Annotated in this window: 11 protein-coding genes and 1 pseudogene; 3 read left to right on the top strand and 9 right to left on the bottom strand. The window is 63.0% G+C overall.

Annotation, left to right across the window (positions count from 1 at the left end; all coding sequences use genetic code 11):
- The first annotated feature begins 843 nt into the window (after positions 1-843).
- The 3 genes from VKR55_RS04765 to VKR55_RS04755 are packed head-to-tail and all read left to right on the top strand — an operon-like array spanning position 844 to position 5,431.
- Positions 844-1,863 (top strand): TRAP transporter substrate-binding protein, encoded by a 1,020-nt coding sequence (locus VKR55_RS04765; protein ID WP_324400224.1) that lies wholly within the window; start codon positions 844-846, stop codon positions 1,861-1,863.
- A gap of 17 nt (positions 1,864-1,880) precedes the next feature.
- The gene (locus tag VKR55_RS04760) at positions 1,881-3,770 is read left to right on the top strand and encodes a TRAP transporter large permease (RefSeq protein WP_324400222.1); all 1,890 of its coding nucleotides are present in this window, start codon (positions 1,881-1,883) and stop codon (positions 3,768-3,770) included.
- Positions 3,771-3,793: 23 nt separating this feature from the next.
- Positions 3,794-5,431 carry an acyl-CoA synthetase gene (locus VKR55_RS04755; RefSeq protein WP_324400220.1) on the top strand — a complete coding sequence of 546 codons (1,638 nt, stop codon included), beginning with the start codon at positions 3,794-3,796 and terminating at the stop codon, positions 5,429-5,431.
- Positions 5,432-5,959: 528 nt separating this feature from the next.
- Here the strand turns inward: VKR55_RS04755 and VKR55_RS04750 are convergent.
- The 9 genes and pseudogenes from VKR55_RS04750 to VKR55_RS04710 all read right to left on the bottom strand — a co-directional run.
- Positions 5,960-6,163, bottom strand: a pseudogene (locus tag VKR55_RS04750) (antibiotic biosynthesis monooxygenase family protein); the annotation flags it as partial.
- A gap of 44 nt (positions 6,164-6,207) precedes the next feature.
- Entirely contained in the window at positions 6,208-7,005 is a 798-nt protein-coding gene (locus VKR55_RS04745) for an MBL fold metallo-hydrolase (RefSeq protein WP_324400218.1), read from the bottom strand.
- The gene (locus tag VKR55_RS04740) at positions 7,002-7,790 is read right to left on the bottom strand and encodes a TatD family hydrolase (RefSeq protein WP_324400216.1); all 789 of its coding nucleotides are present in this window, start codon (positions 7,788-7,790) and stop codon (positions 7,002-7,004) included. The genes VKR55_RS04745 and VKR55_RS04740 overlap by 4 nt, the downstream gene beginning before the upstream one ends.
- Before the next feature lie 9 nt (positions 7,791-7,799).
- Positions 7,800-9,668, bottom strand: a complete 1,869-nt coding sequence (metG, locus tag VKR55_RS04735) for a methionine--tRNA ligase (protein WP_414642302.1) — start codon at positions 9,666-9,668, stop codon at positions 7,800-7,802.
- Positions 9,669-9,683: 15 nt separating this feature from the next.
- A complete protein-coding gene (locus VKR55_RS04730) occupies positions 9,684-10,727 on the bottom strand; it encodes a DNA polymerase III subunit delta' (RefSeq protein WP_324400212.1) in 1,044 nt (347 codons plus the stop codon).
- Positions 10,724-11,413, bottom strand: a complete 690-nt coding sequence (tmk, locus tag VKR55_RS04725) for a dTMP kinase (protein WP_324400209.1) — start codon at positions 11,411-11,413, stop codon at positions 10,724-10,726. Before tmk ends, VKR55_RS04730 begins: the two co-directional genes overlap by 4 nt.
- Position 11,414: 1 nt before the next feature.
- Positions 11,415-12,677, bottom strand: coding sequence for a D-alanyl-D-alanine carboxypeptidase family protein (locus VKR55_RS04720; RefSeq protein WP_324400206.1), 1,263 nt, complete (start codon positions 12,675-12,677; stop codon positions 11,415-11,417).
- Between the two features lie 192 nt (positions 12,678-12,869).
- Complete coding sequence (locus tag VKR55_RS04715) at positions 12,870-13,790, bottom strand: septal ring lytic transglycosylase RlpA family protein (protein ID WP_324400204.1); 921 nt, start codon at positions 13,788-13,790, stop codon at positions 12,870-12,872.
- A gap of 703 nt (positions 13,791-14,493) precedes the next feature.
- Positions 14,494-14,709, bottom strand: coding sequence for a hypothetical protein (locus tag VKR55_RS04710; RefSeq protein ID WP_324400202.1), 216 nt, complete (start codon positions 14,707-14,709; stop codon positions 14,494-14,496).
- Positions 14,710-14,727: the final 18 nt, after the last annotated feature.

Raw genomic sequence — 14,727 nt, 5'->3', positions numbered from 1 at the left:
CCATCGCCGCCGCCGCTCCGGACCCGACAGAACCGAAATCTTGCTCACGTTTGCTCATTTGCTTGCAAATCAATCAGCAAACTATCGCAGGCAAGGTTGTCGCCCGGAAGGCGGCCCTCACCGGAGGGTTACGTAAGAATCCCGTACCAAGGGCCTAAACCATGCGCCATGCTTCTCGATGGCCGCGCACAAATCCAGCAGTTCAACAAGTTCAGGTCTGCCGATTGTTGCATCGTCAGGACCAAAATAGCCGAGAGGAAGCGGGCCTGTGATCGGCCGCTTTACGGGACCAGGATACTGATGATGGGCCTGAGTAAGCGTCGCGCCGCCGGTCTTTGGAAAGTGTCGATTGTCCTCAACGTCCCGTAGAGCTGGGTGGCTTGCCCATAGGTCAACAAACTGCGGATGCAGCTCCGTTCTAATCCGCCACTTGTCGCTGTTTTTGGGCTTATTTCCTGATGGCGGTAGCGGCCCGTCGTAATGCAAGGTGAATTTCACAAAAGGCGCTCCAAATGCGCCAGCCCATGATTTTTGGGAATAGCGCATCAGATCATACCTTTAGTAGTTGGGTATGTGAAGTGAAACGTCGCCTTATTTTATATCCAATTAGATCAAACATTTAGGCCAGATTTCTCTCGGCTCACGTCAGTTTGGAGGTTCGCCGGCACGAGTTCCTGCCGCACGATCACGGCGGCGCGCCGATCACCTCAAAGCCGATGTTGCCGCCGCATGCATCGGCTGCAATAAGCCTTGCGATTCATGCGCCAGATCGGTGCTGACCTGACGGCGTCGAGCGCGTATGGGATTGCATTCGCACAACAAGAAACTTGGGAGACCACTGGAATGAGTTTTTCACGCCGCACCTTGCTCAAGGCTTCCGCCGCTACCGCGCTGTTCGGCGGCGTCGCCGCGCCCCATGTCGCTCGCGCGCAAGCGGCCGAGTTTTCCTACAAATATGCCAACAATCTTCCGGACTCCCATCCACTCAATACCCGGGCCAAGGAGATGGCCGGGGCGATCAAGGCCGAGACCAAGGGCCGTTTCGAGCTGCAGATCTTCCCGAACAACCAGCTTGGTTCCGACACCGACATGCTGAGCCAGATCAGGTCCGGCGGCATCGACTTCTTCACGCTGTCGGGTCTGATCCTGGCGACGCTGGTGCCGGCGGCCTCGATCAACGGCATCGGCTTCGCATTCCCGGACTACGATACGGTCTGGAAGGCCATGGACGGCGATCTCGGCGCCTATGTGCGCGGCGAGATCAAGAAGGCCGGGCTCGATGTCATGGATAAGATCTGGGACAACGGCTTCCGGCAGACCACGTCGTCGACCAAGCCGATCAACGGTCCGGACGATTTCAAGGGCTTCAAGATCCGCGTGCCGGTGTCGCCGCTGTGGACCCCGATGTTCAAGGCGTTCGATGCTTCGCCCGCCTCGATCAATTTCAGCGAGGTCTATTCGGCGCTGCAGACCAAGGTCGTTGAAGGCCAGGAGAATCCGCTGGCCATCATTTCGACGGCAAAGCTCTACGAGGTCCAGAAGTATTGCTCGCTGACCAACCACATGTGGGACGGCTTCTGGTTCCTCGCCAACCGCCGTTCATGGCAGGCCGTGCCGGCCGATGTACAGGCCATTGTCGCCAAGCACATCAACGCAGCCGCGGTGAATGAACGCGCCGACGTCGCCAAGCTCAACGCCGGCCTGCAGAAAGACCTGGCCGGCAAGGGCCTGGTGTTCAACCAGCCCAATGTGGCGCCGTTCCGCGACAAGCTGCGCTCCGCCGGCTTCTATGCCGAGTGGAAAGGCAAGTTCGGCGATCAGGCCTGGGCGCTGCTCGAAAAAGCCGTCGGCAAGCTGTCGTAGCGCGTGTGGGGGCCGTCATGGCTCACGTCGTAGTCACGGACACCGCGGTCGTCGTCGAGGAGGCTGCACAGCCCCCTCACCGCCGCTCGCGCATTGCCTCCATCGAGCACGCTCTTGGCATTGTGGTTGAAGTCCCGGCGGCGCTCCTTGTCGTCGCCGAGATTGTCATTCTCTTCGCCGGTGTGGTTTCGCGCTACGTGCTGCACGCGCCGCTGATCTGGTCGGACGAGCTGGCCTCGATCCTGTTCCTGTGGCTCGCCATGCTGGGCGCGGTCGTGGCGTTTCGCCGCTCCGAGCACATGCGCATGACCGCGTTGGTGGCGAGCACTGGTCCCGGCTTGCGCGCCTATCTCGAGGTGGTCGCGACCTGCGCGGCGCTGGCGTTCCTGATTCTGATCGTGCACCCCGGCTACGATTACGCCTACGAGGAAAGCTTCATCACCACGCCGGCGCTGCAGATCTCCAATACCTGGCGGGCGGCTGCTTTGCCGGTCGGCACCTGCCTGATGGCGCTGTTTGCGCTGCTCAGATTGGTTCGATATGGCGACCTGCGGCTGGTTCTGGAGGCAGCCATATCGGTCGCCGTGGTGGTCGGCCTGTTCTGGGCGGCAGCGCCACTCTTGCGGCCGCTCGGCAATATCAACCTCGTCATCTTCTTTGTCGGCGTGGCCGGCTTCTGCGTGCTGTCAGGCGTGCCGATCGCGTTCGGCTTTGGGCTCGCGATCTTCGGCTACCTGGCGCTGACCACACGCACGCCGCTGTTGGTGCTGGTCGGGCGGATGGACGAGGGCATGAGCCATTTGATCCTGCTCGCCGTGCCGCTGTTCGTGTTTCTGGGGCTCTTGATCGAGATGAACGGCATGGCACGGGCCATGGTGGCGTTTCTGGCGAGTCTGTTGGGCCATGTTCGCGGCGGCCTGCACTATGTGCTGGTCGGGGCGATGTATCTGGTGTCGGGCATTTCCGGCTCGAAGGCGGCCGATATGGCGGCCGTCGCGCCGGTGCTGTTTCCGGAGATGAAGCAGCGCGGCGCCAAGCCCGGCGATCTCGTGGCGCTCCTGGCTGCGACCGGGGCGCAGACCGAAACCATTCCGCCGAGCCTGGTGCTGATCACCATCGGCTCGGTCACGGGCGTCTCGATTTCGGCGTTGTTCACGGGCGGCCTCTTGCCGAGCATCGTGCTCGCGATCACGCTATCGACGCTGGTGTGGTGGCGTTACCGCAACGAGGACCTCAGCCACGTCGAGCGGGCCAAGGCGGGCGAGATCGCCCGCAGCTTTGTCATCGCCCTGCCCGCGCTCGCGCTGCCATTTGTGATCCGCTACGCCGTGGTCGAGGGCATCGCCACCGCAACCGAAGTCTCCACCATCGGCATCGTCTATGGCTTCGTCATCGGTCTCATTGTCTACCGCCGCTTCGACTGGCGGCGGCTCATCCCCATGCTGATCGAGACCGCGTCGCTATCGGGCGCAATCCTCCTGATCATCGGCAGCGCGACCGGCATGGCCTGGGGCTTGACGCAATCCGGATTTTCCCACGCGCTCGCGACTGCGATGACCGGCCTGCCGGGGGGTTCCGCGAGCTTCATCGCCGTGTCGATCGCAGCCTTCGTCGTGCTCGGCAGCGTGCTTGAAGGCATTCCCGCGATCGTATTGTTCGGCCCGCTGTTGTTTCCGATCGCGCGCGCCGTCGGCGTGCACGAGGTGCACTATGCGATGATCATCATCCTGGCGATGGGCCTCGGCCTGTTTTCGCCACCGTTCGGAGTCGGCTATTATGCCGCCTGTGCGATCGGCCGGGTCGATCCGGCCGAAGGCATCAGGCCGATCTGGGGCTATATGCTGGCGCTCCTGGCAGGGCTTGCAATTGTTGCTATATTCCCATGGATTTCCATAGGTTTCCTTTAGAGTCCCAAGGTGGGAGGTGACCGATGAATCAATACGATATCGGTCTGGATAAGAACCCGGCCAATTACGTTCCGTTGACGCCCTTGAGCTTCCTTGAGCGAAGCGCGGCGGTCTATCCCAACCAGCTCAGCACGGTCTATGAAGACCGCGAGTTCACATGGTCGGAGACCTATGCGCGCTGCCGGCGCTTTGCGTCGTATCTCGCCGGCCGCGGCGTCGGCGCGGGCGACACCGTGGCGGCGATGCTGCCGAACGTGCCGGCCATGAACGAATTGCATTTTGCCGTGCCGATGGCGGGCGCGGTGCTGAACGCGCTTAACATCCGCCTCGATGCACCCTCGATCGCGTTCCAGCTCGATCATGGCGGCGCAAAAATCATCCTGGTCGATCCGGAATTTGCCGGTGTGATCTCGGACGCGCTCAAGCTCGTGAGCGGACCGAAGCCTTTTGTCATCGATGTCGACGACGCCGCTTTCACGGGCGGCAAGCGCATCGGCGACGTCGAATATGAAGCGGCCGTCTCGCAAGGCGATCCGAACTTCGTGCCAAAGCGGCCCGCCGACGAATGGGATGCCATCGCGCTGAGCTACACGTCGGGCACAACAGGTAATCCCAAGGGCGTCGTCACGCATCATCGCGGCGCCTACCTCAATGCGGTTAGCAACATTCTCGCAGGCTCGCTCGGCCAGCATCCGGTCTACCTCTGGACGCTGCCGATGTTTCACTGCAACGGCTGGTGTTTTCCGTGGACCGTGGCGGCTGCGGCCGGCGTCAATGTCTGCCTGCGCAAGGTCGACCCGACCAGGATCTTCGAGCTGATCAGAAAGCACGGCGTCACCCACATGTGCGGCGCGCCGATCGTTTACAACACGCTGATCAACGCGCCCGACGCGCCGAAGGGCAAGAGTGCGAAGCCCGTGGTCGGGCTGATCGCGGGCGCGGCGCCCCCGGTTGCCGTGCTCGAGGGTGCCGAGAGCATCGGCATCAAGCTCACGCATGTCTACGGCCTGACCGAGGTCTATGGCCCTGCCTCCGTCTGCGCGGAGCAACCGGGCTGGGATGATCTGCCGGTAGCCGAGCGCGCGCACTTCAAGCGCCGGCAGGGTGTCGCCTACCCGCTCGAGGAAGCCATCACCGTGCTCGATCCCAAGACCATGCGCGAGGTGCCGCGTGACGGCGAGACCATCGGTGAGGTGATGTTCCGCGGCAATATCGTGATGAAGGGCTATCTGAAGAACGAGAAAGCCACCACGGAAGCCTTTGCGGGCGGCTGGTTCCACACCGGCGACCTCGGCGTGCTCGACGAGCACGGCTATGTCATCATCAAGGATCGCGCCAAGGACATCATCATTTCAGGCGGCGAGAACATCTCCTCGGTTGAAGTGGAGGACGTCCTCTACAAGCACCCGGCTGTGCTGTTCGCGGCCGTCGTGGCAAAACCCGATCCGAAATGGGGCGAAGTGCCCTGCGCCTTTATCGAATTGAAGGACGGCGCGAAGGCCACCGAGGCCGAGATCATCGCGTATTGCCGCACCCACATGTCCGGTTTCAAGACGCCGAAAGCCGTGGTGTTCGGCACGATCCCGAAGACGTCGACCGGCAAGCTCCAGAAATTCCTGCTGCGCAATCAGGTCGAGTCGGCGAAGGCGATCTCGGCGTAGCTTATCGGGCGTCATTCCGGGGCGATGCGCAGCATCGAACCCGGAATCTCGAGATTCCGGGTCTGCTCCTTCGGTGCATCCCGGAATGACAGGGCTGTACCTGGACTGCGCCTCCCTTTCAATGGGCGGATAGTATTGCGGCGCTTCGGTGCGGTCGTACATGCCGTAATCACGGGTGACCTCGACGATCCTGACATATTCCGCTGTAGGCGCGGCCAACAACTGCTCGCCGAGGGCGACACCCGATTGGATATCGGGCGCGTCGATAAGGTGCGCGAACTGGCCATCGCGATAGACGCTGGCGAAGGCGTCGCTCGGCCAGTCCACAGACACGGGAAGCTTGTCGCGCCTCGATTCCGTGACCAGCACATAGGTCGGCTTGCGCCGCGCGGGGTCGTTGTAGGGCGTGCGCCGCTCGGGTTGCCAGACGGGTTGTCCCGGCCGCGCCTCGTGGATCACCTGCGCGATGCGCAAGCGATAGTCGGAAAACACCCGCTCCCGCCCCAACGTCTGGACATGGTGATGCTTGCCGTCGACACGCCACGCCGTCATGGCGCCCTCGTCCTGCCAGATCTGATAGGACAGGAGCAGATTGTCCCGCGTGAGACTCCTGAAGCGATCGAGAAACAGGCAGCCGCCCATTGCGTCCAGCGCCGGCTTCAACGATGCGGCCAGCGTTAGATATTGCTCCGTGCGCTCCGGCTTGACTTCGACTTCAAAGAACAGGGACATCATCGGACCGGCTCCACGTTCGCGGCCACTCCGATGAGGCCGCTCTAGCCCACCGTCAGCCGCATCCCATCATAGGCCGGCGCAACGCCCTTGGGCAGGCTCTGCCGCAACACCTCGTAGTCGAGGTCGGAGTGCATGTTCGTGATCACCGCCCGCTTTGGCTTGAAACGCCTGATCCAGAACAGCGCGTCGTCGACGTTGAAATGGCTCGGATGGGCCGTGTAGCGGAGGCCGTCGACGATCCAGAGGTCGAGGTTTTCAAGGCTCGGCCAGCTCTCGCGCGGGATGTCGTTGAGGTCGGGCGTATAGGCGGCATCGGCGATGCGGTAGCCGAGCGCAGGGATATTGCCGTGCTGCACGTTGAAGGCCGATAGCCGGATCGTGCCACCCTTTCCTTCGATCTCGCGGCTTTCGCCGCCTTCGACGCCGTGCCGGGTCAGGATCGGCGGATAGTCGCTGCCCTCCGGCGAGATAAAGCAATACGAGAACCGCGCCATGACGTCCTTGGCGGTCGATTGGTTGAAGTAGACGGGAATTCGCCGCCGCTGGTGCAGCACCACCGAACGGAGGTCATCGATGCCGTGAGTCTGATCGGCATGTTCGTGGGTGAGAAACACTGCGTCAATGTGGTCGACATGCGCATCGATCATCTGCTCGCGCAGATCGGGCGAGGTGTCGATCACAATCCGCGTGGTGCCATGCTCCGAATCCCGCTCCGCCATCAGCGCGCAGCGGCGGCGGCGGTTCCTGGGGTTGTTGGGATCGCAGGCACCCCAGCCGAGCGCTGGCCGGGGGACACCCGCAGAAGAGCCGCAGCCGAGGATCGTGAGCGTCAACGTCATGCGGCAATCGAAGCCGGCACTTTCGAGAACAGGCGGAAGAAGTTCTCGGTCGTTTGCCGCGAAATCTCTTCAAGCGACACACCACGCGTCTCCGCCAGAACCTTGGCGACCTCGACGACATAAGCCGGCTCATTGCGTTTTCCCCGGAATTTGCCGGGCGCAAGATACGGCGCGTCGGTCTCGACCATGATGCGGTCGGCGGGCAGGTCTGCCGCCAGCGCGCGCAACGCTTCCGATTTCTTGAAGGTCAGGATGCCGGTGAACGAGATCGACAGCCCGAGCTCGATCGCCCTCATCGCGAGGTCGCGGCCGCCGGTATAGCAATGCAGCACCGCGCGGAACGGTCCTTTCGCGACCTCCTCCTCCAGAATGCGCTGGCAATCAGCGTCGGCCTCGCGGGTGTGGATGACGAGCGGCAGGCCGGTCGCGCGGGCCGCGGCGATATGCGCGCGAAAGCCACGCGCCTGTGCCTCCGGCGAGCCGTTGTCATAGAAATAATCGAGCCCGGCTTCGCCGAGAGCGACAACCTTCGGATGCTTGGTGAGCGCGATCAGCTCGTCCGGTGAGATGCCATCCTCTTCGTCGGCGTGATGGGGATGAGTACCGACCGAGCAGAACACATTCGGAAAGCGATCCGCGATCGCGAGCAGGCCGCCAAGCTGTTTCACCCGCGTCGAGATCGTGATCATGCGGCCGATCCCGGCCTCCGCCGCGCGGCCGACGATGGCGTCGAGGTCAGCGGCGAAGTCCGGAAAGTCCAGATGGCAATGGCTGTCGACGAGCATGCGTAATATTTATGCCGCCGTCGGCTCGATGTAACGCGGAAAGACCGCTTGTGGCGCAGGCAGGGTTGTTCCGGGCGCAATCCGCGTCCCGCCTCCAAGCGAAGCGAACATTCGCGCCTCGCCGTGGGGAATGCCGAGACTGTCGAGCAGCTTCTCGGACGCCACGGGCATCACTGGTTGCGTCAGGATTGCGATCTGGCGGATCACCTCCGCGGTGACATAGAGCACCGTGTGCTGGCGCACCGGATCGGTCTTGGCCAGCGCCCATGGCGCTTCGCCCGCGAAATAACGATTGGCTTCCGCCACTACCGACCATACCGCATTCAGCCACTGATGGATCTGCTGGCCGGCCATTGCGGTGCGCGCCACGCCGATCATGGCGTCGGCTTCGGCCAGGATCGCCTTGTCATTGTCGGAGAACGCGCTAGGTGCCGGCAGTACGCCGCCGAGCTGCTTGGCGATCATCGACAGTGAGCGCTGCGCCAGATTGCCGAGGTCGTTGGCGAGATCGGCATTGATGCGCGCGACAATGGCTTCATGGTTGTAGTTGCCGTCCTGCCCGAACGCGACCTCGCGCAGGAAGAAATAGCGGATCTGGTCGACGCCATACTGGTCGGCGAGGTTGAAGGGATCGACGACGTTGCCGACCGACTTCGACATCTTCTCGCCCCTGTTGAACAGGAAGCCGTGAGCATAGACGCGCTTCGGCACGGGTATGCCTGCCGACATCAGAAAAGCCGGCCAGTACACCGCGTGAAAGCGGATGATGTCCTTGCCGATGATGTGCAGATCGGCCGGCCAGTAGCGCCAGTTCGCATCAGACTCGTCGGGGAAGCCGACGCCGGTGATGTAATTGGTCAGCGCGTCGACCCAGACATACATGACATGCTCGGGATCATTCGGCACCTTCACGCCCCAATCGAAAGTGGTGCGTGAGATCGAAAGGTCCTTCAGGCCACGCTTGACGAAGCTGATCACTTCATTGCGGCGTGCGTCTGGCCCGATGAAATCCGGCTGGCTTTCGTAGAGCGCGAGCAGCCTGTCCTGATAAGCCGACAAGCGGAAGAAATAAGTCTTCTCCTCCACCCACTCGACCGGCGTGCCCTGCCCGCCACGACGGACATTGTCCTCGCCGACGGTGGTCTCGTCCTCGGCGTAGTAGGCCTCGTCGCGCACCGAATACCAGCCGGCATAGGTATCGATATAGATGTCGCCATTCTGAAGCATCCTGTTCCAGATCGCCTGACTGGAACGATGATGCTGCGGCTCGGTAGTGCGGATAAAGCGGTCGAACGAGACGTTCAGCCGTTCGTCCATCGCCCTGAAGCGGCCGGAATTGCGGGCCGCTAGGTCAGGCGTCGTCAAACCTTCGGCCTCAGCGGTCTGGACCATCTTCAGCCCGTGCTCGTCGGTGCCGGTGAGGAAGAACACATCCTTGCCGTCGAGGCGCGCAAAACGCGCAATGGCATCGGTCGAGATCGCCTCATAGGCATGGCCGATATGCGGCTGGCCATTCGGATAGGCGATCGCGGTCGTGATGTAGAAAGCGTTACCGCGCGATGCCGTTGATGGCGTGGCTGCCACGCCCCCAGGCCTTTGGGCGCGGGGTGCGGCGGGCTTCTTCGCGGCCTTCTTCGGTGCAGCGGGCGCTTTCGGCGCCTTGCTCTTCACTGCCGATCTCGTGGCGCCCTTCCCGACCGCCTTTCGGGCAGCGCTCTTCGCGGCTTTCTTGGCTACCTTCTTCGCCTTCTTGGCGACGCGCTTCTTCGTCGCAGCCTTTACGGCGCGTTTGGCGGCCTTCTTGGTCTTTTTCTTTTTCGAAGACTTCTTGGCCACGGCGAAAATCCTTGTAGTCGGCTCGAACGGAACGGTCGGAATGGATGACGGGAACGCTTACCGCGTAGCTTCCGCAAGCATCGAGAACACCGAGAAAACCAGCGGCTTTCGTTCAAGATTATAGTCTTGGGTGTCGCGCGCGGCGCGGGCGATCTTTTCCCATACCTCCGCCAGCCGCGCAAGGCGGGGCAGGTTCGCATTGGAGGCGCCGTCGACGCGCAGCCGCTCGGATATCCAGCGGTCGACGCTGTCGATGAAGGCCGAGAGCGCCACCCGGTCCGACAGAGGAAGCGAGTCTCCAAGCGCGTGCAGCTCGCGCGGATCGACCTTGGGCAGCGTGGCGAGCATCGCCTGGGTCCGCTTCTGAAGTTTCAGCGCATCGCCGCCGAGCAGCGTCAGCGCCTGCGCCACACTCCCTTCGGACGCCGCCGCGGCCTCTTGAAGCGCGCCATCATCGCTCCTGCGGCCGCTCGCGAGCGCCGTCGCACGGATCACATCCTCGACCGCAAGCGGCCGCAAGCGGAGCTTGCGACAGCGCGATTGGATAGTGGGCAACATCCGCGCCGGCGCGTGGCTGATCAAGAGGAACAGCGATTGCTGCGGCGGCTCCTCGAGGATCTTCAGGAGCGCGTTCGCCGCATTCGGATTGAGCTCGTCGACGGTGTCGACGATGCAGACCCGCCAGCCCTCGATCGCCGCCGTCGAACCGAAAAACGCGATGGTCTCCCTTGTCTCGTCGACGGTGATCACCGTGCGCAGCACGCCCTTGTCGTTGGCGGTGCGCTCCAGCACCAGGAGGCCGCCGTGGGCGCCGGAGGCGATATGACGCGCGGCCGGGGCATTCGCATCGATTGCGAGCGTCGCGGCGCGCTGAACGTCCGGTGAGAGCGGATCGCGATGGCTCAACACGAAGCGCGCCATGCGATAGGCCAAGGTCGCCTTGCCGATGCCCTGCGCGCCGCCGATCAGCCACGCATGCGGAATCCGTCCGCTTTTGTAGGCGGCAAGCAGCGCGGCTTCGGCCTCGCGGTGACCGAACAGCATGGTGGTCCCGCGGGGATGCGGCGCGGTGATCTCGGCTTCCGGCTGTTTCGGACTCATGCCCTGGAGGCCGCGGTGGCGGGGCTGGCGAAAAAGCGGTCGCGCAGCGCGGTCCAGACGCTGGCCGCCACGGTATTGGCGTCGGGCGTGGCATCGATGAGCACGCAGCGCTGGGGTTCGATCGCCGCAAGTTCACGATAGGCATCGCGCAGATTCTGATGAAACTTCATGTCCTCGGATTCGAAGCGGTCGGGCGCGGCGTCGCCGCGGCGAGCGGCCGCGCGCTTCAGCCCGATCTCGACCGGCACGTCCAGGATGATCGTCAGATCCGGCTTGAGATTGCCGATGGTGACGCGCTCCATCGCATTGACGAGGCCGACCGGCACTTTGCCTGCCTTGCCTTGATAGACTCGGGTTGAGTCGGAAAAGCGGTCGCACAACACCCAGGTCCCTTGGCTGAGGGCGGGCTGGATCACCGTGCGGACATGGTCGTCGCGCGCGGCGGCAAACAGCAGCGTTTCGGCATCGGGACCGAGCAGCTTGCCCATGCCCGATAGCAGCAGATGTCGGATCACCTCGGCGCCAGGCGATCCGCCCGGCTCTCGGGTTAGGATCGAGCGCAACTTTGCCGCTTCAAGGCGTTCAGCCAACTTCTTGATTTGGGTGGATTTTCCCGAACCCTCGCCGCCTTCGAAGGAAATGAATCGGCCACGCCCGGGCATGCGTTTTGTCGCGGCTTCGCCCATCTCAGAGCCTCTCCACGCCGGCGCGGAACATGCCGATGACCAGCTCCTGGACGCCGTCAATGGCCCGCCGCATGGTCGATCCGACGCCGATGGATTCGGCGGCATAGACCGGCGCTTCCATGGCGACCTTCGGTCCGCGCCAGACCCGAACCACGCCGACCTGCTGGCCGGCCGTCACGGGCGCGCGGACCGGGCCGCTGTAGACGATGCGCGCGAGCAGCTTTTCGCCGCCCTGCTTTTGCACCATCACGTTGATCGGTTGCGGGCTCGTCAGCTTCACCGAGCGGCTATCGCCGCCGAACACACGCGCATAGCCGAGCGTCTGGTCGGCGACAAACAGGGTCCGCTGCTCGAAATTGCGATAGCCCCATTCCAGCATCTTCTTGGCCTCGGAGGCGCGTTCCTCGGAATCCTGGAGGCCGTTGACGACGACGATCAGGCGGATGCCGTTTTGGACGACGGATCCGACCATGCCGTAGCCGCCCTCCTTGGTGTAGCCGGTCTTCAGCCCGTCGGCGCCGTCGAGCGAGTTCAGCAGCGGATTGCGGTTCTGCTGGCGGATCTTGTTCCAGGTGAATTCCTTCTGGCCGAACAATTTGTAGAACTCGGGATAGTCCAGGATGATGTGACGGGCCAGCATCGCGAGCTCGCGCACGGTCATCTTGTTGCCCGGATTGGGCAACCCGTTGGAGTTGGCGAAGGTCGACCTCACAAGCCCCAATTCGCGCGCCCGCTTAGTCATGTAGTCGGACGCGAAGATTTGCTCGTTGCCGGCCATCCCTTCGGCAAGCGCGATGCAGGCGTCGTTGCCGCTCTGGATGATGGCGCCGTGCAGGAGATCGTCGACCGAAACCTTGCTGTTGATGGCGGCGAACATCGTCGACGTGCCGGACGGCGCGCCGCCGTGACGCCACGCATTCTCGCTGATCCGGTATTCATCCGTCAGCTTGACCGTGCCCTCCTTGATGGCGTGGAACACCACTTCCGCCGTCATCAGCTTCATCATGCTGGAGGGGGCGCGCAGCTCGTCGGCGTTTTTCTCGAACAGCACACTGCCGCTTTTGGCCTCGATCAGGATCGCGGTCGGTGCATTGCCCTCAAAGGCAATCTCTTCCGATTTCGGGGCGCCCTGGACGCTATGGTTGGCGGCCTGCGTGACGCTGCCCCACCCGAGTCCTGCCGCGACCAGGGCGGCGATCAGGCAGCGACACAGGCCTCGCGGCGAGGCCGTGAGCTTGCGGAACAAAGAAAGCGCGGGTGCCATCGGCAATCTGCCTCTTGGGTGCCGGGCGTTCTAACAGGTGGACCTATCGCGAACAACACAGCTTTTCGCGCCGTTGCGCTAGGTGAACGCGCGTCCCCAAGAACTCGACGGCTTGATGGGAAGGAACCTCGACGCGCTCGGTTGGTCTCGGCGACTGCATCCGTCGACGAGGTGGTGGCCGTTCAGGCTTCTTCAATAGAGCCCGCGGGCGGCGAGGATTTCGCTCGGGCCACGCGGATCAATCGGCGTGTAGGCCGAGCTGTAACGGCTGTCGGCTTCGTAGGATACCTGGCGCGGATTATCGAGGGTGCGGCCCGCCGACCGCGCCCGGCTCGACGACGACATTTCCGAGGTGGCATTGATCGAGGCGTAATCGGCCCCGGTATTGCCGAGGCTGTAGGGCCGATCCGCCGGCATCGGAATCTCGCCGCGTACCGGGCGGCCACGGATCGCCGTTTGCGGGACGAACGGCCGCGCCGAGGCCAGTCGGACCAGGGACGGGGCCGGGGCCGGCTCGCCGGTGCGCAACGTCGCCATCAACAGGCGGTCGTCGGACCCGTCCAGGGGGGCGCGGCCGACATATTCGACCCGCACGCGCGCCGTGCCGTTGCTTTTGAATTCAAGAAGTTCGGCCGCCTTGTGGGAGACGTCGATCAGGCGGTTGGCGGCATAGGGCCCGCGATCATTGACGCGGACGATCAGCGATTTGCCGTTCGAGAGATTGGTCACCCGCGCATAGCATGGCATCGGCAGCGTCGGGTGGGCGGCTGTGAGCGCATCCATGTCGAACACTTCGCCGTTGGCGGTAAGTCGGCCGTGGAAGTCATCGCCGTACCAGGAGGCGATGCCCTCCTCGCGGTAATTGACGTCCTCCTCGGGAACATAGACACGGCCTCCGACCATGTAGGGCTTGCCGACGCGGTAGCTGCCACCGCCTTTCGGCACCGGCTCGCCAAAGGCGACCATCCTCGGACTGGAGGAGACGCCGTATTTCGGATCGACCCGGCTGGCGAACTTGCCCGATGAGGCGCAATTGGCGAGCGCCAGGCAGGCACCGATGACGGCCGCGCTGCGCGCCGCCCGGACTGCCGAATCTAAGCGTCGGATCCCCATTCGCCCCATTACCATTCCATCCGGAGCCTGCCTACTTTGAGGCATTTTCCGGCCATGCCGCGTTTGATACGGCCCACCTCCGCATCAAATGCTGAAGATACCGCAACCGGAACGCGGCAGAAATGGGGTGGGATTTACGATGGTTACTCAACCGTTGCTTTTGCGCCACGCCCGCAACCGACATTGCTCGGTTTTGGCACACCTGTTGCGCGAAATCCCCACTGACCATGCATTGTACGACCGCGCTGCGAAATCTTTTTGACTGTGTAGGCGTGCACGGCGTTTGGTGTGCATGCGCGGGGGCGCAAAGGACGACTGCAATGTTCGAGATGCTTACAGCGGCAATGGGCTTGGTGGGAGCCGGAATTTTCCTAGCCCATGCGTTCGAAGGTGTTCTGTCGCGGACTTAATTCCGCGGCAGTGTCAAGCGGCCCTGCATCACCTGCTTTCAGTGAGCTCGTTCGGAAAGTTTTAATCAATTCGGACGAACGTCGAGTAAGGAGGGTGTACCATGCGCCATCATGACTTGGTCTCCGAGGGCTTCCTCGCCCTGACTGCAGCCGGTTTTGTGCTCCTTTGCTCGAGCCTGCTCGCTTTCGCCTTCGCTAGCTGAACGCCAGCATCCTGCTCCGCCCAGGGCCCCGAGCCACTTTGGCTTGCCCGGGCGAAGCTGGGTGGCCCATTCCCCTTCACTTTCGCGACGCTACTTCTGGCATTTTCCGGTGCTGGTGTCGCAATGATCGCCCGCATGGCAATAGCGAAAGCGCTTGGATGTGCCGGCATGGCACTCGCAGGTTTTCTGGGTGACGGCTCCCTCCGGGCAATGCGGAAAACGCTTGAACTTGATGGCTGAAAGCGCCGGTCCCGTCGCGAGAACGATAGCGATCGCGGAGGCAAGAAGGATGCAGGCCTTCCCCATGATGTGTCTCCCTGTGTC

Origin of the sequence: Bradyrhizobium sp., from assembly GCF_035309285.1 — a bacterium.
In the GTDB taxonomy this organism is placed as follows: domain Bacteria; phylum Pseudomonadota; class Alphaproteobacteria; order Rhizobiales; family Xanthobacteraceae; genus Bradyrhizobium.
Note: the sequence above shows the minus strand (reverse complement) of the source record. Positions and strands in the feature narration are given on the sequence as shown.

Coding starts and splice junctions, on each gene's coding strand:
- VKR55_RS04755 (WP_324400220.1), top strand. CDS start 3,794: ATGAATCAATACGATATCGGTCTGGATAAGAACCCGGCCAATTACGTT.
- VKR55_RS04760 (WP_324400222.1), top strand. CDS start 1,881: ATGGCTCACGTCGTAGTCACGGACACCGCGGTCGTCGTCGAGGAGGCT.
- VKR55_RS04720 (WP_324400206.1), bottom strand. CDS start 12,677: ATGGCACCCGCGCTTTCTTTGTTCCGCAAGCTCACGGCCTCGCCGCGA.
- VKR55_RS04765 (WP_324400224.1), top strand. CDS start 844: ATGAGTTTTTCACGCCGCACCTTGCTCAAGGCTTCCGCCGCTACCGCG.
- tmk (WP_324400209.1), bottom strand. CDS start 11,413: ATGGGCGAAGCCGCGACAAAACGCATGCCCGGGCGTGGCCGATTCATT.
- VKR55_RS04745 (WP_324400218.1), bottom strand. CDS start 7,005: ATGACGTTGACGCTCACGATCCTCGGCTGCGGCTCTTCTGCGGGTGTC.
- VKR55_RS04730 (WP_324400212.1), bottom strand. CDS start 10,727: ATGAGTCCGAAACAGCCGGAAGCCGAGATCACCGCGCCGCATCCCCGC.
- VKR55_RS04710 (WP_324400202.1), bottom strand. CDS start 14,709: ATGGGGAAGGCCTGCATCCTTCTTGCCTCCGCGATCGCTATCGTTCTC.
- VKR55_RS04715 (WP_324400204.1), bottom strand. CDS start 13,790: ATGGGGATCCGACGCTTAGATTCGGCAGTCCGGGCGGCGCGCAGCGCG.
- VKR55_RS04740 (WP_324400216.1), bottom strand. CDS start 7,790: ATGCTCGTCGACAGCCATTGCCATCTGGACTTTCCGGACTTCGCCGCT.